The following is an 18,352-nucleotide window of genomic DNA, read 5'->3' as shown; positions in this document are numbered from 1 at the left end:
TGCTTGGAACGTTAGTCACAGCGCCACCTCCAGCCAGCGGCTTGCGTCCGCGGCAAAGGCTTCGCGCACCGCCTCCTCGCCGATCCGGTCGAGCGCGTCGGCAACGAACGCGCGTGTCATCAGCGCACGGGCGCGCGCAGGCGTCAGCCCCCGGCTTTCGAGATAGAACAGCGCGCGCTGGTCGAGTTCGCCCACCGTCGCGCCATGCGCGCACTTCACGTCGTCGGCGAAGATTTCGAGTTCGGGCTTCAAATTCACCTGCGCCGTCCGGTCGAGCAGCAACCCGCGAAGCGATTGTTCGCCATCGGTCTGCTGCGCGTGGCGTTTCACTTCCACCCGCGCGGCAAGGCTGGCGGTCGAGGTGTCGGCGGCGACCGCGCGCCATATCTGGCGGCTCGATCCTTCGGGCATGGCGTGATCGACGACGACCGCCGCTTCCTGCCGCTGGTCCCCTTCGGTCAGCAGCGCGCCGCCCATTTCAGCATAAGCGCCGATCCCGCTGGTGCGGATTTCGCCATCGATCCGGCTGCCCATGCCGCCCGCGCCGAGGAAGACCGAAACCAGACTTGCGGCCTCCCCCACATCCGCCTCGTCGCGGATCGACACGAAGCCGCTTTTTTGCAGCAGCCGCACCGAGCGCATCAGCCGCGCGCCCCGTGCGAGCGAAATCTGCGTCAGCCGGTTGGCCCAGCCGGTCCCGGCATAGGTTTCGACCAGCGATGCGGTCGCATCTTCTGCCAGTTCGATCCGGGCGGGGACATGATTGTCCGCGCCGGTGCCGATATGGACGATCTGGATACTGGTGACCGCCGCGCCCTTTTCCAGACGAACCAGCCAGCCCTCGCCCGCCGCCAACTTGCCCAGCGGATGCCCGCTCGATTCACCGATCGCGGTAACGTTGACCGGGCCGGGACGGCTATGCGTCGGATCGAACACACCATCGACAAAAGCGAGGCGCGGCCCATCAATATCGAGAAACAGGTCGGCGGGCGCGACATCGGGCGCAGCGCGTTCGGACTGCGCCGCAGCTTCCAGCGCCGCCATGTCCGACCATTTCCACGCCTCCTGACGCTTTGTGGGAAGATCAAGCGTCATGGTCACGCCGCCACCGTCCCATAGCCTTCGCGTTCCAGTTCGACCGCCAGTTCGGGACCACCCGATTTCACGATCCGGCCATCGGCAAGGACATGAACGACGTCCGGCTCCACATAGTCGAGCAGCCGCTGATAATGGGTGATGAGCAGCACGCCCTTGTCGGGTTTGCGCATGATCCGGTTGATCCCCTCGCCCACGGCCTTCAGCGCGTCGATGTCCAGCCCTGAATCGGTTTCGTCGAGGATCGCGAATTTGGGGTCGAGTATGCCCATCTGGACCATTTCGTTGCGCTTCTTCTCACCGCCCGAAAAGCCGACATTGACGGGACGTTTGAGCATTTCCTGATCCATGCCCAGCGCATCGGCCTGCGCGCGCGCCAGTTTCAGGAACTCTGCGCCCGACAGCGGCGCTTCGCCCCGCGCCTTGCGCTGCGAATTCAATGCTTCGCGCAGGAACTGAACGTTCGAGATACCGGGAATCTCGACCGGGTACTGAAAGCCGAGGAACAGCCCGGCGGCGGCACGTTCATGCGCCTCCATGTCGAGCAGGTCTTCGCCGCGGAACGTCGCCGACCCGCCGGTGACTTCATATTCGGGACGGCCGCCGAGCACATAGCCAAGCGTCGATTTGCCCGCGCCGTTCGGCCCCATGATCGCGTGTACCTCACCCGCCTTCACTTCAAGGTCGAGCCCTTTGAGGATTTCCTTACCGTCGATCGCGGCGTGCAGTTTTTCGATTTTCAGCATCATATTTCCTGACTTCGCCATCACTGCGCAGATCCGCTGAAAGTGATGGCGGGTTTGAATGTCTTGTCTTCGGGCTTGGGCGGCAGCTTCACGATCTGATCGCTGTCATCCTTGCTCGTATCGCCCACCGGGCCGGTAGCCGGTATCTTGGGCGGGGCTTCGGGTTCGACCAGCTTGGGCAGCGTCAGGCGCGGTTGCGCCTCGCCGCTTTCGGGCATGGTCCGCCGGATCGCGGCAAGTTCGGTCGGCTTCGCATCGCCGCATTTTCGCGCGTCGTCGGATACGCAATCAAGGAAGTCGGCACAGGCGGTCGAATCGATCCGGTTCACCCCGCTGCCCTTCAACACGCGGCAATTGGCAAGGCCGCCACCAGCGACCCGGTCGAACACCAGCGTCACCAGCCCGGCCTTTGCCTGCACCACGATCTCTTCGCCCATTTCCTCGGGCACGACCGCCTGCACAGCCAGCAAAAGAGGCAGCGCCGCGAGGATCACCCCACGCTCCCCTCCAGGCTGATGCCGAGCAGTTTCTGCGCCTCAACCGCGAATTCCATCGGAAGCTGTTGCAGCACCTCCTTGGCGAACCCGTTGACGATCAGCGCGACCGCAGCTTCCTCATCCAGCCCGCGCTGCATCGCGTAGAAAAGCTGATCGTCCGAAATCTTCGATGTCGTCGCCTCATGCTCGATCTGCGCGCTGGGATTCCTCACCTCGATATAGGGGACGGTATGCGCACCGCACTGATCGCCCAGAAGCAGGCTGTCGCACTGGGTGAAGTTGCGGACATTTTCCGCCGAGGGGCCGACGCGCACCAGCCCGCGATAGGTATTGTCGCTGCGGCCCGCACTGATCCCCTTAGAAATGATCGTCGACCGGCTGTTCTTGCCGTTATGGATCATCTTGGTGCCGGTATCGGCCTGTTGCCGCCCGTTCGTCACCGCCACCGAATAGAATTCGCCAACGCTGTTTTCGCCGTTCAGCACGCAGGACGGATATTTCCATGTGATCGCGCTGCCGGTTTCGACCTGGGTCCAGCTTACCTTGCTGTTCCTGCCTTGGCACAGCGCGCGTTTGGTGACGAAATTATAAATGCCGCCCTTGCCGTTCTCATCGCCGGGATACCAGTTCTGGACGGTCGAATATTTGATCTCGGCATCATCCAGTGCGATCAGTTCGACCACTGCGGCATGAAGCTGGTTTTCATCGCGCATCGGCGCGGTGCAGCCTTCGAGATAGCTGACATAGGCACCCTTGTCCGCGACGATCAGCGTGCGCTCGAACTGACCGGTATTTTCGGCGTTGATCCGGAAATAGGTCGACAATTCCATCGGGCAGCGAACGCCCTCAGGCACATAGACGAAGGTGCCGTCGGAAAAGACGGCGGCGTTCAGGCAGGCGAAGAAATTGTCGCGCGTGGGCACGACCTTGCCCAGCCACTTCTTCACCAGATCGGGATGCTGCTTGATCGCTTCCGAAATCGACAGGAAGATGACACCCGCCTCCTCCAGTTCCTTGCGGAAGGTGGTGGCGACGCTGACCGAATCGAACACCGCATCGACCGCGACCTTGCGCGCGCCCTCCACCCCGGCGAGCACCTTCTGCTCCTCGATCGGGATGCCGAGTTTCTCATAGGTCCGCTTGATCTCCGGATCGAGTTCGTCAAGGCTTTTGAGCGACGGCTTCTTCTTCGGCTCGGCGTAATAATAGGCGTTCTGGTAATCGACCATCGGGATGTCGAGCTTCGCCCAGTCGGGCTCTACCATCTCCTGCCACAGCGCGAACGCCTTCAGCCGATAGTCGAGCATCCACTCCGGCTCGTCCTTCTTGGCCGAAATGTAGCGAACAGTATCCTCGCTCAACCCCTTGGGCGCGAGTTCCTGTTCGACGTCGGAGGAAAACCCCCATTCATATTTCTTGTTCGCGGCGGCGAGCGCCTCTGCGTTCTTGGTGGCCATATCTAAATTACTCCCGCTGCCGTTCGGACCGAGCTTGTCGAAGCCCCATCCTGTTCGGCGGCAGATGAAGAAAAGGACCGCCCTTCGACAGGCTCAGGGCGAACGGTGTGATGGGTAAGCGAAGCAAGCGAGATGTCGGCAAGCGCGCCGCGCACCGCGCCGTTGACGATGCTCCAGTGCGGGCGGACCGAGCAATTCGCCTCCACCGCGCACTCGGCGCGCGCATCGTCGACACATGCGGTCAGCGCGATCGGTCCCTCGATCGCCTCGACAATGTCGGCGACGCTGATCGCAGCCGGAGGGCGCGTCAGGCGAAAGCCACCCCCGGTGCCGCGCGTCGATTCAATCAGCCCGGCCGACGACAGCTTGCTCACCAGCTTTTGCACCGTGGGCAGCGGCAGCGCGGTTTCCTCCGCGATCAGCGTCGCGTTCAGCCGACCGGTCGCGCCGCAATGGCGCGCCGCGGCAGTCATCATCACGACCGCATAATCTGCCAGGCTGGAAAGTCTCATTCGCTCCACATCGTCCGCGCCAGTTGCGAACCGTTATCAAATCGGATCAATTCGTTCCGATTGGCATGTGGCGATGCAGCGCGCCTGCGTCAACCACCGCTTTGACGAAGCGGGCGGGGGGTGCGAAAGGCGTCAGCCATGGCCTATCCCCTTCGCCCCCTCCTCTTCGCGCTTGATGCCGAGCGCGCGCACCGCCTGACCATCGGCGCGATGAAGGCCTATGGCGCAAGCGGCCTTGCGTCCGGTCCGGAAAGGCGCGGCCCCGTCACCATCGCGGGTCTTGCCTTTCCCAACCCGATCGGCCTCGCCGCCGGGCTGGACAAGGATGCGCAGGCGATCGACGGTTTCACCGCGCTCGGCTTTGGCCATGTCGAGGTCGGCACGCTGACCCCGCTGCCCCAGCCGGGCAACCCGACGCCGCGCCTTTTCCGGTTGAAGGAAGATCGCGGCGTCATCAACCGCATGGGCTTCAACAATGGCGGAATCGACGCTGCGCTGCCGCGCATCCGTGCCGCAAAACGCAAGGGCGTGCTTGGCGTTAATGTCGGCGCGAACAAGGACTCCGCCGACCGGATCGCCGATTATGCCATCGGCGTGGGCAAGGTCGCGCGTGACGCCGATTATGTCACGATCAATATCAGTTCGCCCAACACGCCGGGACTGCGCGATCTTCAGGATCCGGCGATGCTTGCCGATCTGCTTGGGCGATGCGATGCGGCGCGAATCGGCGAATGGGGTCACCGCCCGCTGTTCCTGAAAGTCGCGCCCGATCTGGATCGCGAACAGCTTGCCGCGATCATCGCGACCGCGATTCCCGGAAAGGTCGATGCGCTGATCATCGGCAACACCACCATTTCGCGCCCCGCCGGGCTGCGCTCGGCCAATCGGCGCGAGACCGGCGGGCTGTCGGGCGAGCCGCTGAAACAGCTTGCGCGGACGAAATTGCGCGAAGCTGCTGAAATTGCTGCCGGCGCGCTTCCGCTGATCGCGGCGGGCGGCATCGATTCGGCGCGCGAGGCGCAGCTTCGGCTCGATGCGGGGGCAAACCTGGTCCAGCTTTATTCAGCGCTTGTATATCATGGCCCAGGCCTTCCGCGACGAATCCTGCGCTCCTTGCGCTGATACCCATGCTCTTGCCACCCGCCGCCAGTGCGTTACGCATGGCGGCCATGAAACGCGCCATTCTACTGCTTGCCACGCTGCTAGCGCCGCTTCCCGTCACCGCACAGACCCCGGCGCAAGCCCCGCCAAAGACAGACCCTGCGCAGGGTATTGTCAGCGCGGCCGATCCGCGCGCCGTCGCCGCGGGCGTGGAGATATTGCGCGAGGGCGGAAGTTCGATCGACGCCGCGATCGCCACCATGCTCGCGCTGAACGTGGTGGAGCCGTATAATTCGGGGATCGGCGGCGGCAGCTTCCTGCTTCATTCGAACGGAACGCCCGACAGCACAACCAGCTTTGACGGACGCGAAACCGCGCCGGACGCTGCGACCGGCAAATGGTTCTATGCCGATGACGGCACCCCGATGAGCCACGCCGAAGCGGTGCCCGGCGGTCGCAGCGTCGGCGTGCCTGGCGACCTTCGCATGTGGGCAAAGGCGCACGAGGCCTATGGCAAGCTGCCTTGGGCCAAATTGTTCGAACCCGCGATCCGGCTGGCACGCGGCGGATTCGTCGTCACGCCGCGCCTGTATCGCGCATTCCAGATTGGCGGCGACCATATCGAGCCGGAAGCGAAGAAAATCTTCACCGATGCGAACGGCGACTGGCTGCCGGTCGGGACGTGGCTGCAAAACCCCGCCCAGGCGGACCTTCTGCAAAAAATCGCAGAGCACGGCGCCGATTATTTCTATGTCGGGCCGGTCGCGCAAAGGATCGTCGCCAAGGTCGACAATGCGGCGCGCAACCCGTCGAAGATGACGACGGGCGACCTCGCCAGCTATCAGGCGAAGCAGCGCGACACGGTGTGCGAGGGCTATCGCGGATACACGCTGTGCAGCATGGGGCCGCCGTCATCGGGCGGCATCACCGTTCTGATGATCCTGAAACAGCTCGAACGCTTCGACCTTTCCGCGATGGGCGCGGACAGTGCGACCGCGTGGCACCTGTTCGCCGAATCGCAACGGCTCGCCTTTGCCGATCGCAACCGCTATATTGCCGACAGCGACTATGTGCATGTCCCGATCAAGGGGATGCTCGATCCGCACTATCTGGCCAAACGATCGAAACTGATCTCTCCCGATTCGACGCTTGGCAGCTATGAACCGGGCAAACCGGCGGGCGCGCCGAAGCGGATCACCGCCCCGCAAAGCGAAGTGCCGGGCACCAGCCATATCGCCACCGCCGACAAATGGGGCGATGTCACATCGGTCACCAGCACGATCGAGGGCTATTGGGGCTCCGGCCTCGCCATCGACGGGACGTTCCTGAACAACGAACTGACCGACTTCGACATTGTGCCCGAAAAGGACGGCTATCTGGTCGCCAATCGGGTGGAGGGCGGCAAGCGGCCGCGCAGTTCGATGTCGCCGACGATCGTCTATGGTCCCGACGGCAAGGTCCGCATGGTTGTCGGCGCCGCTGGCGGCCCGACGATCATCGGGCAGGTGGCGAAGGCGATCATGGGCGTGATCGATTTCCACATGTCGGCGCAACAGGCGATCGCCACCGGCCTGATCTACGCCCCCGCCGCTGGCGGCGTAGCCGAATCGGGCACGCAGTTCGAAGCGATGATGCCCGCGCTGCAAAAACTGGGCGAACAGTTGAAGCTTGCGCCGCTGGGGGTAAAGGCGAATGCGATCGAGAGGGTCGACGGCCATTGGGTCGGTGCCGCCGATCCGCGCAGCGAGGGCGTGGCGATGACCGAGGACGGGGTGGCAACGCGAATCGTTCGCGCTGATACGCCAACCAACCGTCCGGCCGAATAAAGGCGGTTTTCAAACGCGGCGCCCGGCCACGATCCGGCCGGGGCAGAACAAATTACGCCGCAATGGAGAGATGATGCGTCAGCTAGAGCAGTTTCCGAACCTGGTCGCCATGTTCTTCACGCGTGCGCGCGAAATGGGCGACGCGCCGTTCCTGTGGCATAAGGAGGGCAAGGCGTGGCAATCGATCAGCTGGGCAGAAGCAGCGCGTCAGGTCGCTTCGCTTGCCGAAGGATTGCGCGCGGCGGGACTGGTTCCCGGCGACCGGGTAATGCTGGTGAGCGAGAACCGGCCCGAATGGTGCATCTCCGACCTGGCGATCATGGCGGCGGGCTGCGTTACGGTGCCTACCTACACCACCAATACCGAACGCGATCACCTGCACATCATCGACAATTCGGAAAGCCGCGCGGTCATCGTGTCGAACGCGAAGCTTGCCAAGACTCTGATGCCCGCTGTCCTGCATTCGGGCGTGCCGGAGGTTGTGATCGGCATCGAACCGATGCGGATGGGGCAGCCGGGTCGGCTTGCCTTTTACGACTGGAACATGCTGATCGCCGATAATCCGGGCGATCCGGCAACGGCGGAAAGCCAGGCAAGGTTCGGCCGCGAAGATCTTGCCTGCATCATCTATACCAGCGGCACCGGCGGCAGCCCGCGCGGCGTCATGCAGCATCACGGCGCGATCCTGCACAATGTCGCCGGCGCGACCGCGATCATCGCAGAGGATTTCGGCTGGGACGATGAAGTATTTCTGTCCTTCCTCCCGCTCAGCCATGCCTATGAACATACCGGCGGGCAGTTTTTGCCCATCGGGTTGGGCGCGCAAATCTATTATGCTGAGGGGCTCGACAAGCTCGCTTCGAATATCGAGGAGACGAAGCCCACGATCATGGTCGTCGTGCCGCGCCTGTTCGAAGTGCTGCGCACGCGCATTACCAAGGCAGTGGAGAAACAGGGCCGGTTGCAGAAATTTCTGCTCGATCGCGCGGTGGCGCTCGGTTTGAAATCGGTCGATGGCGGCGTTGCGGTGTGGAACCAGCCGATGAACCTGCTGCTCAAAGCAACCCTGATCCCCAAGGTTCAGGCAAAATTCGGCGGGCGGTTGAAGGCGATGGTTTCGGGCGGTGCACCGCTGAACCCAGAAGTCGGCGCCTTTTTCCAAGCGCTTGGCCTCACCTTCCTTCAGGGATATGGCCAGACCGAGGCCGCGCCGGTAATCGCATGCAACCGCCCTGCCGCCGGAATCCGCATGGATTCGGTGGGGCCGCCGCTCAACGATACCGAAGTGCGCATCGCGCAGGACGGCGAAATCCTGGTGCGCGGCGAACTGGTCATGCATGGCTATTGGCGCAACGACGCTGAAACGCGCCGCGTGCTGAGGGACGGATGGCTGCACACCGGCGATATCGGGGTCATCGACGCCAAGGGCAGGATAAAGATCACCGATCGCAAGAAAGACATCATCGTCAATGACAAGGGCGAAAATATCGCCCCGCAAAAGGTCGAAGGGATGCTGACGCTTCAGCCCGAAATCGGGCAGGCGATGATCGCGGGCGACCGGCGGCCCTATATGGTCGCGGTGCTGGTTCCCGATCCGGAATGGACCGCCGAATGGTGCGAGGGCCAGGGCAGCAAGTGCGATCCCGCCACGATCGGCGATAATCCCGCCTATCGCGCCGCGCTGGGCCAGGCCGTCGACCGGGTGAACCGGCATTTGACCGTGACCGAACGGGTGCGTCGTTTCATTCTGGCCGACGAAGCGTTCACGATCGAGAACAAGCAGCTTACCCCTTCGTTGAAAATCCGCCGCCACATTCTGAACGAAGCTTATGGCGAGCGGCTGAACGCATTGTATCGCGCCTGATACCGGGCTGCATTGCCCTGAACCGCACGGCAATTTCGGCATTGCGAGCAGCGCAGCGATGACGTTGTAGTCAGAGGGACACCCTTGCTGCACGTTGGTATGGGGCGGCGCTACTGCACCCTCACCCTATTCGGGCGGGCGGCCATCGCGCGCCTTACCACCGACACATCCGTTCATCGTACCGCCATGTTTTGGACCAAAGTCCCGCGTAGCCAGACAAGGTCGGGATGCCGCCCCGGCGCCGAATCGCCGGCGCTGTTCGTGCGTCGCTTTCCCGACGGGCGCAAGGGGACGGGGCGGGAACGAAGCAGGTGCATAGCGAAAAAATCAGGACGATGCCGGCCCGGCCCGCGCCCGCGCTCGAACCGATGCTGGCGGCCGCCGTGGAACGGGCTGTGCCCGCGCTGCGCCCCGAAAAGGGCCGTCCGCTCATTATCCGCGCGGGCAAACATCTTCGCGGTGTTTTCGACCGGCTGATCGCCGCCTCCTCACTGGTGTCCAACAAGCCCGTGCTCGACGTGCGCGATTTCGCATGGAGCGAGGCGCTGCGCGCAAACTGGCGCACGATTCGCGAGGAAGCCGAACAGGTCGCGCTGGCGGGCCAGGCATCGCCCTCGCTCGCCACCATTTCGCCCGATCATCGCGCCATTGCCGCTGTCGACATGTGGCGTTCCTTCTTCCTGTGGGGCTATGGCTTTCGTATCGAGGACAATATCGACAGGTGTCCCGAAACGGCGAAGCTGGTCGCGCGCATACCAAAGCTGAACAGCGCGTTCTTTTCCATCCTCGCGCCCGGCACGCATATTCCCGCCCATCGCGGGGTGACCAAGGGGCTGATCACCTGCCATCTGGGACTGATCGTGCCGCGCGACGGCGATGTGCGTATGCGAATCGGCGACCGGGTACTGCGCTGGGCCGAGGGCGAAACGCTGATTTTCGACGACACCTATGACCATGAAGTCTGGAACGACACCAGCGGAACGCGGGTCGTGCTGCTGATCCAGTTCGAACGCCCGCTGCGCCAGCCGGGACGATGGATTGCCGACACGTTCCTGAAGATCGTTCGCAGCTCCGCCTTTGTTCAGGAGGCGCGCGCGAACATCCGTGACTGGAATGCCGCGCTGAAACAGCTAGACGTCTGACCATGGCAGACCGTTCGGGCAGCAGCCCCAATCCAGCGCCGAAACCGGCAATCGTCCTTGTACGCCCCCAGCTTGGCGAAAATATCGGCAAGGCGGCGCGCGCCATGCTGAATTTCGGGCTGACCGAAATGCGGCTTGTCGCTCCGCGCGACGGATGGCCGAACCCCAATGCGGGACCAGCGGCGAGCGGCGCCGATCAGGTACTGGAAGGCGCGCGGCTTTTCGACAGCGTGGCGGACGCGACGGCCGATTGCGCGCATGTCTTCGCCACCACCGTGCGCAAGCGCGGCGTGACGAAGCCGGTGCTCGCCCCCGACGCGGCGGCGGAGGCGATCCACGCCGAACCGGGCAAGAGCGCGATCCTGTTCGGCCCCGAACGGTCGGGGCTGGAAACCGACGACGTCGCGCTTGCCCGCACGATCGTCACCGTGCCGATCAATCCCGAATTCGGGTCGCTGAACCTTGCCCAGGCGGTGATCCTCCTCGCCTATGAATGGTCAAAGGCCGAAAGCCTCGCCTCGCCGCCCGCGACCGATATCGATCCCCCCGCCGCGCAGGCTGAACTGGAGGGAATGATCGGTCAGCTCGACACGATGCTCGACGCGGCGGGATATTTCTTCCCGCCCGACCGGACCCCGGCGACCAAGCGCACCTTGCGCACCGTGCTGACCAAACCGGGCTGGTCGGCACAGGAAGTCCGCACGCTTCGCGGCGTACTGTCCGCACTCGGCGGAAAGAAGCCGCGCGCCTGATGCCCGGCGACGGGCCGATATTGCATTCGTGCCGATGTGTATTATGTAATTGACACACTTGCACCGCCCGGATTTCGCGCGCACTCTTTCGCCGATCGATTTTCGCGCACAGGGATGAAAATGGCTGGTCCGAACGAAACGAAAAGCGCCGAACAGGAACTGACGCTGGAAGCGCCCGACCCGGTTCCGGCGGTAACGCCAGAAAAGGCGGCCGGGCTGGTCCCCGTCGATTCCGAAACCAGATCGAAGCTGGACGATCGCGTCGATTCGTTCATCGACGACCTGCTGGCGCAGGACGTGAACTCGCCCGAATTCGGCAAGCGCGTGGATCAGATCACCGCAATGGGCCAGAAGGAAATTCGCGAGGCCGCCGGTCAGTCGAACCGCTTCCTCGACCGGCCGGTAAACGCGATGGATCAGGAAAGCGGCGTCGGCTCCGATCTGGCGGAGCTTCGCCGCACGATCGAGGACCTTGATCCGGGCAAGCAGGGCGACCTGCTGAGCCGCAAAAAACTGTTCGGCATCATTCCCTTCGGCAACAAGCTGCGCAACTATTTCGATCGCTACACCTCCGCGCAAAGCCATATCGCCGCAATCCTGAAGGCACTTGCCAGCGGCAAGGACGAGCTTTTGATGGACAATGCCGCGATCGACGTTGAGCGGCAGAATCTGTGGGCGGCGATGGGCCGACTGGAACAGATGATCCATATCTCGAAAGAGATGGACCGAAAGCTGGAGGCGAAGGCCGAGCAACTCAACCACAGCGATCCGGCAAAGGCGAAGGCGGTGCGCGAAACCGCGCTTTTCTATGTCCGTCAGCGCAGCCAGGATCTGCTGACCCAGATGGCGGTGACGGTGCAGGGCTATCTGGCGCTCGATCTGGTCAAGAAGAACAATGTCGAACTGGTGAAGGGCGTCGATCGCGCCTCCACCACCACGGTGGCGGCGTTGCGCACCGCGGTAACGGTGGCACAGGCGATGACCAACCAGCGGCTGGTGCTCGAACAGATCAGCCAGCTCAACACCACCACCGCGAACATCATCGATTCGACCGGCAAGCTGTTGAAGGAAAACACCGCGCGCATTCACGAACAGGCGGCGGGATCAACCATCCCGGTGGAAACGCTCCAGCGCGCGTTCCAGAACATCTACGACACGATGGACGCTATCGACACGTTCAAGCTGAAGGCGCTTGATTCGATGAAATCGACGGTCAACGTGCTCTCGGACGAGGTTGAGAAGTCGAAAGGCTATATCGCCCGGGCGGAAGGCGCGGCGCAGAATGGCGGCGAGAGCGCCGAGCCATTTCGGCTGGAATCGGTATAGGCACTGCATATGCCCAGCGATGTGGACCGCCAGATATCCCGGTCGAGCGAATATCTCGAACGCACGCGCGAGCGGTACGCATCGGTGCGCGGCCGGGCGCGGCAGCGGCGTCAGGCGGAGATATTGCGCCGGATCGGAAGGATCGCCGCCGCCGACATCGCTATTCTGGTCGCCGCGCTGCTGATCGGATGGTTCGCACCGATCGGCATGGGCGGTGCGATGATAGTGATGGCGCTGCTGGTTGCTGCCACGCTGCTCCTCGCCATATTTCCCCGCGCGCCGGAATTGTCGATCGAAACGCTGCATCAGGTGTCGTTGCGCGCATTGCCGTTGCAGACCGAACAATGGCTGGAGGAACAGCGGCTCGCCCTCCCCGCCCCGGCAAGGACGCTGGCAGATTCTATCGGGCTGAAGCTGGAAACACTTGCGCCGCAGGTCGCCGCGCTGGATGAGCGCGAACCGGCGGCGGCCGAAATACGCAAGCTGGTGGCCGAACAACTCCCCGAACTGGTGCGCGGATACAAGCGTGTCCCCGAACCGCTGCGTCGCGAAGAACGCAACGGCCGGACGCCCGATGAGCAGCTTGTCGATGGGCTGAAAGTAATCGACGCGGAGATCGCGCAAATGTCGTCGCAGCTTGCCCAGGGCGACCTAGACCTGCTCGCGACACGCGGACGCTATCTGCAAATCCGCTATCGCGACGACGAATTCGCCGAATAGCGCAGCGGGAGCGTCAAGTAGCGTTTACCGAGGCCATATTTTCGGACAATCGCAAACACACCGCCCGCCAGATAGCGATCAGCTTTGCTGGAACACGCCGCAGGCAATCCGGCTGCCGCTGTTACCCGATGGATCGGTGCGCAAGTCATCCGGCCCCGAATGGATGACGATCGCGGCGCCGTCCGCATCCATCATCCCGGCATAGGTGCCGGCCGGAAGCGTTATCGCCATCGATGCCTGCCCGTTCGTTCCGACCAGCAGGTTCGGCATATCGCCGGCATGCGGTCCTTTCGGGTCCTGAACCCCGTGATGCGATCCGGTCGGGTTCCAGTGCCCGCCAGCGGACGTGAAGTCGGGCGGGGTGCACTGACCGACCGTGTGAATATGCGCGCCATGCGGACCGGGGGGCAGATTGATAGCGTCGATGGAAATGCGCACGCGCCCGTCCGCAAGCGCCGTGGCGGTTGCCGAGCCCATATTGCCGCCGTCTGGTCCGCGCAGGTCGGCCACCGCCTGCTGCCCGGCCATCTGCGACGCGGATGAAGTGGCCAACATCGTGGAGCTGCATCCCGCAGCGGTCATTGCCAGAAATGCACCGGCCATCAGACCGCGTCCTGCCGTCGCCAGATCTACCATGGCTTTATCCTCCTGTTACCAAAGGAATGAACGACAGGCCGAGCGGTTCCCGCGTCGAAGCGACTTGATTTTATTCCCAGGCTACGAACGCCGCCATTTCCGCTTTCGGGACAAGGCTCCGACTGGCATGGCTGCTGCGCGAATTAGGGGACATGCGATGAATGGCTGGACGATCGGGATCATCGGCGGGTCGGGGCTATACGACGTTGCCGGGATACAGGATGGCCGATGGGTCACGGTGGACAGTCCCTGGGGCGCGCCGTCCGATGCCTGTTACATCGGACGCGTCGGCCATGCCCGGGTGGTGTTCCTGCCGCGCCACGGCCGGGGCCACCGCATTTCGCCTTCCCAGATCAACGCGCGCGCGAATATCGATTGCCTGAAGCGGCTGGGTGTTACCGATATCCTCGCGCTGTCCTCGGTCGGCGGCCTGGTCGAGGAGCGGGCGCCAGGCAGCTTCACGATCGTCGACCAGTTCATCGATCGCACCCGCGATCGCGCTTCCAGCTTTTTCGGCAGCGGAATGGTGGCGCATGTATCGATGGCCGATCCGGTTTGCGAGCGGCTTTCGCGCTACGCATCGGCGGCGGCCCGCAGTGCGGGCGCAACCGTACACAGCGGCGGCACCTATCTCGCGATGGAGGGACCGCAATTCTCCTCGCGCGCCGAAAGCCAACTCTATCGGCAATGGGGATGCCATGTAATCGGGATGACCGCGATGCCGGAGGCGAAGCTCGCGCGCGAAGCCGAACTGCCCTATGCGCTGGTCGGCATGGTCACCGATTATGACTGCTGGCGCGCGGAAGAAGCGGCGGTCGATGTCGCACAGGTCATCGCCCAGCTATCGGCCAATGCAGACAAGGCGCGAACGCTGGTGATCGAATTGCTCCGCTCGCTGCCGGAAAAGCGCACTGCATCGCCGATCGACACATGCCTCGACACAGCGCTGATCACCGCGCCGCACGCGCGCGATCCCGACGTGCTGGCAAAGCTGGATGCAGTGGCGGGGCGGCTGCTTTAACACGCGCTCGCCCCGCCAGTTGCAATCAGATCAGGATGCCGGCTTCCAATGCTGCGTCTTGCAGAAGATCGCGACGCAGCCCTTTACGGTCAGCTGCCCGTTTTCACCCTGCAACACCGAACGATAGGTCTTGCCGCTTTCCGGATCATAGATTTCACCACGCCAGACATTTCCGTCGGGCGTGAAACCGGTGAGAATCATCAATCCTTCGATCGGGCGATCGCGCAGCTTGGGATCGGGGTTTTTGGCGTCGGTTCGCGGACGGCTCGGATCGTGTTTTAATACTTTCACGATCTTGCCGCAAACCGAATTGCCGCACTGGCCGATCTGGACCAGCGCCTTGCCGCCTTCGGTGATCCATTTGCCGGTAACCGCCTGGGGGGCGGCCATGGCGGGAGCCGAAACAGCCAGCGCTGCGCCGGCGATAAGAAAACTGGGTATGCGCATCAGACAATTCTCCTGAAATTAGCCCGGACGGCGGGCCGGCGCCGGATTTTCCCGTGTCGCCGACCCGTCGTTCACCATGCCTTATGCGGCAAGTTTCCTGAGCACATACTGAAGGATACCGCCATTGAAATAATAATCGAGTTCGTTGGCGGTATCGATCCGGCACTTGGTTTTGAACGTTTCGTTCGAACCATCGGTACGGGTAAGCGTGACCTCTACCTCCTGACGGGGGCGCAGATCGGAAACGCCGCGGATCGTGAAGCTTTCCGAACCGTCAAGCTTCAGCGACTTGCGCGTAACGCCCTCGGCGAACTGCAGCGGCAGGACACCCATGCCGACAAGATTCGAACGGTGAATACGTTCGAAACTTTCCGCTATGACCGCACGCACGCCAAGAAGAATAGTGCCCTTCGCCGCCCAGTCGCGTGACGATCCTGTGCCGTATTCCTTGCCCGCCACTACGACCAGCGGGGTTCCGTCGGCCTTGTGCTTCATGGCGGCGTCATAGATGGGCATGACCTCGCCATCATATTTGGTCATGCCGCCTTCGACGCCGGGGACCATTTCGTTGCGGATGCGGATATTGGCAAAGGTGCCGCGCATCATCACTTCATGGTTGCCACGGCGCGAGCCGTAGGAATTGAAGTCCGCTTTGCTGACCTGATGATCTTTCAGATATTTTCCGGCCGGGCTGTCTTCCTTGATCGCGCCAGCCGGGGAGATGTGATCGGTGGTGACCGAATCGCCGAGCAGTGCGAGCGGCTTCGCCTCGATGATGTCGCCGACCGGGGCCGGTTCCATCTTCATCCCTTCGAAATAGGGCGGATTTTGCACATAGGTTGACGTGGGGTTCCAGCGATAGGTGTCCGACCCCTCGACATTGATGCCGCGCCAATGTTCGTCGCCCTTGTACACATCGCCATAGCGTTCGCGGAACATCGCATCGTTGACGTTCGCGGTCACCATTTCGGCGACTTCGTGGTTCGACGGCCAGATATCTTTCAGGAAGACGTCGTTACCGTCCTTGTCCTGCCCAACCGGGGTCGCCTCCATATCCTCGATCACCGTGCCTTTGAGCGCATAGGCGACGACGAGCGGCGGCGAGGCCAGGAAGTTTGCGCGAACGTCGGGCGATACGCGACCTTCGAAGTTGCGATTGCCCGACAGGACCGACGCGGCAACGATGTCGTTGCCGTTGATCGCCTTTGAAATCGGTTCGGCGAGCGGACCCGAATTACCGATACAGGTGGTGCAGCCATAGCCGACAAGGTTGAAGCCAAGCGCATCGAGATCGTCCTGAAGTCCCGACTTTTCGAGATAGTCGGTCACGACCTGCGATCCGGGTGCGAGCGAGGTCTTTACCCAGGGTTTCGGCTTCATGCCAAGTTCGTGCGCCTTGCGCGCGACAAGCCCGGCGGCGACCAGCACCGAGGGGTTGGAGGTGTTGGTGCATGAAGTGATCGCGGCGATGACGACGTCGCCGTCGCCGATATCGTGATCGCGCCCGTCGACACCGACCCGCTGATGGCTGTCTTTCTTGTACACCTTTTCAAGGTCGGTGTTGAAAAGATCGTCGACATCATTGAGCGATACCCGATCCTGCGGACGCTTCGGCCCGGCAAGCGAGGCATGGACGGTTGCCATGTCGAGTTCGAGATGGTCGGTGAACACCGGATCGGGGCGATCGGCGACGTGCCACATGCCCTGCGCCTGGCAATAGGCCTTTACCAGATCGACCGTCTCTTCATCACGGCCGGTCAGCCGCATGTAATCGAGCGTCTTTTCATCGATCGGGAAGAAGCCGCAGGTGGCACCATATTCCGGCGCCATGTTCGCGATGGTCGCACGGTCGGCAAGGCTGAGCGCTTCAAGGCCGGGGCCGTAAAATTCGACGAAGCGGCCGACCACGCCCTTGGCGCGCAGCATCTGAGTCACCGTCAGCACCAAGTCGGTGGCGGTGATGCCTTCGTTCAGCGCGCCGGTCAGCTTGAACCCGACGACTTCGGGAATGAGCATCGATACCGGCTGGCCCAGCACGCCGGCCTCCGCCTCGATCCCGCCGACGCCCCAGCCGAGTACGCCAAGGCCGTTGATCATCGTGGTGTGGCTGTCGGTGCCGACCAGCGTGTCGGGATAGGCCATCATCGTGCCATCGGGGCTTTCCGACGACCATACGCCGCGGCCGATATATTCGAGGTTCACCTGATGACAGATACCGGTGCCGGGGGGAACGACGCTGAAATTGTCGAGCGCCTTCGACCCCCATTTGAGGAATTCATAGCGTTCGGCGTTGCGGCGATATTCCAGATCGACATTGGCTTCGAACGCCTTTGGCGTACCGAATTCATCGACCATAACCGAATGGTCAATGACAAGGTGGCAGGGCACCTGAGGATTGATCTTCTGCGCATCGCCGCCCAGCGTTTCGATAGCGTCGCGCATCGCGGCAAGGTCGACGACGCAGGGGACGCCGGTGAAATCCTGCATCAGCACGCGCGCAGGGCGATACTGGATTTCGCGGTCCGACCGGGCATCCTTCTGCCAGTCGACGATTGCCTGCGCATCGTCCGGGGTGACGGTAGAGCCGTCTTCGAAGCGCAGCATGTTTTCAAGCAGCACCTTCATCGAAAATGGCAGGCGCGAAACGTCACCCAGCTTCTCCGCCGCCTTGGCGAGCGAATAATAGCCATATTTCTTTCCGTTCACGTCAAGCGTATCACGGACGCCGAGCGTATCCTGGCCGATTGCGGTCATATGTCGTGTCTTCCCTTCCTCAATCTTTGCCGGGCCAACGCGGCGGGGAGGCGGAAGGGTCCGCACGAGCGCGTCGGCAGGTCAAGCGAATGCGAGATTCGAAAGGCGCATTAGCAAGGGGGCCGGGTTTGGGGAAGGGGATGGGCGGTTAAGGAAAGGCCGCGCGTCCATGGCAGGTCCGCGGCGAAGATCGAACAGCGCGCTTCCGCAAAAGCGCCCGCCAGCCTAGCATTACAGTTGCAATTTGGTTTTGAGGTGAGCCCGTTTTGCTGCGGCTTGATGAACTCGCCTCCAGCATGACCAGGCGATGTTGCAGGCAGGCTCGATCCGGCGTTGAGCGAGTTTGACGGCGATGCGCCGGACCTCCTGAACGGACCAGCGGATCAACTCCTGATGGCGGGCATCTTCGGTCTTTTTGGGGGCGTGGTGTTGTTGGCGCGGTATCGGACTACAGCC

17 protein-coding genes are annotated in these 18,352 nt (G+C 62.8%); 8 read left to right on the top strand and 9 right to left on the bottom strand.

Annotation, left to right across the window (positions count from 1 at the left end):
- Window positions 1-15: 15 nt before the first annotated feature.
- The 5 genes from KY084_RS10425 to KY084_RS10405 are packed head-to-tail and all read right to left on the bottom strand — an operon-like array spanning window position 16 to window position 4,307.
- Window positions 16-1,095 carry a SufB/SufD family protein gene (locus KY084_RS10425; RefSeq protein WP_219238408.1) on the bottom strand — a complete coding sequence of 360 codons (1,080 nt, stop codon included), beginning with the start codon at window positions 1,093-1,095 and terminating at the stop codon, window positions 16-18.
- Window positions 1,096-1,097: 2 nt separating this feature from the next.
- Window positions 1,098-1,841, bottom strand: coding sequence for a Fe-S cluster assembly ATPase SufC (gene sufC, locus KY084_RS10420; protein ID WP_219238513.1), 744 nt, complete (start codon window positions 1,839-1,841; stop codon window positions 1,098-1,100).
- 20 nt (window positions 1,842-1,861) lie between these two features.
- Window positions 1,862-2,335: a hypothetical protein gene (locus KY084_RS10415; protein ID WP_219238407.1), complete on the bottom strand. Its 474-nt coding sequence runs from the start codon at window positions 2,333-2,335 to the stop codon at window positions 1,862-1,864.
- On the bottom strand, window positions 2,332-3,795 hold the full coding sequence (sufB, locus tag KY084_RS10410) for a Fe-S cluster assembly protein SufB (RefSeq protein ID WP_219238406.1): 1,464 nt from the start codon (window positions 3,793-3,795) through the stop codon (window positions 2,332-2,334). The genes KY084_RS10415 and sufB overlap by 4 nt, the downstream gene beginning before the upstream one ends.
- 2 nt (window positions 3,796-3,797) lie before the next feature.
- On the bottom strand, window positions 3,798-4,307 hold the full coding sequence (locus KY084_RS10405; protein ID WP_219238405.1) for an SUF system Fe-S cluster assembly regulator: 510 nt from the start codon (window positions 4,305-4,307) through the stop codon (window positions 3,798-3,800).
- Between the two features lie 138 nt (window positions 4,308-4,445).
- Here KY084_RS10405 and KY084_RS10400 point away from each other — a divergent pair, with 138 nt between their 5' ends.
- The 7 genes from KY084_RS10400 to KY084_RS10370 all read left to right on the top strand — a co-directional run bounded on the left by KY084_RS10400 (window position 4,446) and on the right by KY084_RS10370 (window position 13,038).
- Window positions 4,446-5,429 carry a quinone-dependent dihydroorotate dehydrogenase gene (locus tag KY084_RS10400; RefSeq protein WP_219238404.1) on the top strand — a complete coding sequence of 328 codons (984 nt, stop codon included), beginning with the start codon at window positions 4,446-4,448 and terminating at the stop codon, window positions 5,427-5,429.
- A 47-nt stretch (window positions 5,430-5,476) separates the two neighbouring features.
- Window positions 5,477-7,234, top strand: a complete 1,758-nt coding sequence (gene ggt, locus KY084_RS10395) for a gamma-glutamyltransferase (RefSeq protein ID WP_219238403.1) — start codon at window positions 5,477-5,479, stop codon at window positions 7,232-7,234.
- A gap of 73 nt (window positions 7,235-7,307) precedes the next feature.
- Entirely contained in the window at window positions 7,308-9,098 is a 1,791-nt protein-coding gene (locus KY084_RS10390; RefSeq protein ID WP_219238512.1) for an AMP-dependent synthetase/ligase, read from the top strand.
- A gap of 335 nt (window positions 9,099-9,433) precedes the next feature.
- Window positions 9,434-10,240: an aspartyl/asparaginyl beta-hydroxylase domain-containing protein gene (locus KY084_RS10385; RefSeq protein WP_219238402.1), complete on the top strand. Its 807-nt coding sequence runs from the start codon at window positions 9,434-9,436 to the stop codon at window positions 10,238-10,240.
- 2 nt (window positions 10,241-10,242) lie between these two features.
- The gene (locus tag KY084_RS10380) at window positions 10,243-10,992 is read left to right on the top strand and encodes an RNA methyltransferase (protein WP_219238401.1); all 750 of its coding nucleotides are present in this window, start codon (window positions 10,243-10,245) and stop codon (window positions 10,990-10,992) included.
- Between the two features lie 120 nt (window positions 10,993-11,112).
- Window positions 11,113-12,318 carry a toxic anion resistance protein gene (locus KY084_RS10375; protein WP_219238400.1) on the top strand — a complete coding sequence of 402 codons (1,206 nt, stop codon included), beginning with the start codon at window positions 11,113-11,115 and terminating at the stop codon, window positions 12,316-12,318.
- A 9-nt stretch (window positions 12,319-12,327) separates the two neighbouring features.
- Window positions 12,328-13,038, top strand: a complete 711-nt coding sequence (locus KY084_RS10370; RefSeq protein ID WP_219238399.1) for an HAD family hydrolase — start codon at window positions 12,328-12,330, stop codon at window positions 13,036-13,038.
- Window positions 13,039-13,116: 78 nt separating this feature from the next.
- Here the strand turns inward: KY084_RS10370 and KY084_RS10365 are convergent, their stop codons facing one another.
- On the bottom strand, window positions 13,117-13,674 hold the full coding sequence (locus tag KY084_RS10365; RefSeq protein ID WP_246587053.1) for a superoxide dismutase family protein: 558 nt from the start codon (window positions 13,672-13,674) through the stop codon (window positions 13,117-13,119).
- Window positions 13,675-13,831: 157 nt separating this feature from the next.
- Between KY084_RS10365 and KY084_RS10360 the strand changes: the two genes are divergently transcribed.
- Complete coding sequence (locus KY084_RS10360; RefSeq protein ID WP_219238398.1) at window positions 13,832-14,695, top strand: S-methyl-5'-thioadenosine phosphorylase; 864 nt, start codon at window positions 13,832-13,834, stop codon at window positions 14,693-14,695.
- A 30-nt stretch (window positions 14,696-14,725) separates the two neighbouring features.
- Here the strand turns inward: KY084_RS10360 and KY084_RS10355 are convergent, their stop codons facing one another.
- The 3 genes from KY084_RS10355 to KY084_RS10345 form a co-directional block, all read right to left on the bottom strand.
- The gene (locus tag KY084_RS10355) at window positions 14,726-15,142 is read right to left on the bottom strand and encodes a DUF2147 domain-containing protein (protein WP_219238397.1); all 417 of its coding nucleotides are present in this window, start codon (window positions 15,140-15,142) and stop codon (window positions 14,726-14,728) included.
- Between the two features lie 81 nt (window positions 15,143-15,223).
- Complete coding sequence (gene acnA / locus KY084_RS10350) at window positions 15,224-17,896, bottom strand: aconitate hydratase AcnA (protein ID WP_219238396.1); 2,673 nt, start codon at window positions 17,894-17,896, stop codon at window positions 15,224-15,226.
- A 231-nt stretch (window positions 17,897-18,127) separates the two neighbouring features.
- Window positions 18,128-18,352 (bottom strand): hypothetical protein (locus KY084_RS10345; protein ID WP_219238395.1); only part of this gene is annotated, 225 nt, incomplete at its 5' end.

The sequence above is a fragment of the Stakelama flava genome, assembly GCF_019351405.1.
GTDB classification, from domain to species: Bacteria; Pseudomonadota; Alphaproteobacteria; order Sphingomonadales; family Sphingomonadaceae; genus Sphingomonas; species Sphingomonas flava_A.
Note: the sequence above shows the minus strand (reverse complement) of the source record. Positions and strands in the feature narration are given on the sequence as shown.

Excerpts from the sequence above, each read along its gene's own strand:
- KY084_RS10425 (WP_219238408.1), bottom strand. The coding sequence starts at position 1,095 with ATGACGCTTGATCTTCCCACAAAGCGTCAGGAGGCGTGGAAATGGTCG.
- KY084_RS10380 (WP_219238401.1), top strand. The coding sequence starts at position 10,243 with ATGGCAGACCGTTCGGGCAGCAGCCCCAATCCAGCGCCGAAACCGGCA.
- KY084_RS10390 (WP_219238512.1), top strand. The coding sequence starts at position 7,308 with ATGCGTCAGCTAGAGCAGTTTCCGAACCTGGTCGCCATGTTCTTCACG.
- ggt (WP_219238403.1), top strand. The coding sequence starts at position 5,477 with ATGAAACGCGCCATTCTACTGCTTGCCACGCTGCTAGCGCCGCTTCCC.
- KY084_RS10375 (WP_219238400.1), top strand. The coding sequence starts at position 11,113 with ATGGCTGGTCCGAACGAAACGAAAAGCGCCGAACAGGAACTGACGCTG.
- KY084_RS10365 (WP_246587053.1), bottom strand. The coding sequence starts at position 13,674 with ATGGTAGATCTGGCGACGGCAGGACGCGGTCTGATGGCCGGTGCATTT.
- KY084_RS10400 (WP_219238404.1), top strand. The coding sequence starts at position 4,446 with ATGGCCTATCCCCTTCGCCCCCTCCTCTTCGCGCTTGATGCCGAGCGC.
- sufC (WP_219238513.1), bottom strand. The coding sequence starts at position 1,841 with ATGCTGAAAATCGAAAAACTGCACGCCGCGATCGACGGTAAGGAAATC.
- KY084_RS10385 (WP_219238402.1), top strand. The coding sequence starts at position 9,434 with ATGCCGGCCCGGCCCGCGCCCGCGCTCGAACCGATGCTGGCGGCCGCC.
- KY084_RS10405 (WP_219238405.1), bottom strand. The coding sequence starts at position 4,307 with ATGAGACTTTCCAGCCTGGCAGATTATGCGGTCGTGATGATGACTGCC.
- sufB (WP_219238406.1), bottom strand. The coding sequence starts at position 3,795 with ATGGCCACCAAGAACGCAGAGGCGCTCGCCGCCGCGAACAAGAAATAT.
- KY084_RS10360 (WP_219238398.1), top strand. The coding sequence starts at position 13,832 with ATGAATGGCTGGACGATCGGGATCATCGGCGGGTCGGGGCTATACGAC.
- acnA (WP_219238396.1), bottom strand. The coding sequence starts at position 17,896 with ATGACCGCAATCGGCCAGGATACGCTCGGCGTCCGTGATACGCTTGAC.
- KY084_RS10370 (WP_219238399.1), top strand. The coding sequence starts at position 12,328 with ATGCCCAGCGATGTGGACCGCCAGATATCCCGGTCGAGCGAATATCTC.
- KY084_RS10355 (WP_219238397.1), bottom strand. The coding sequence starts at position 15,142 with ATGCGCATACCCAGTTTTCTTATCGCCGGCGCAGCGCTGGCTGTTTCG.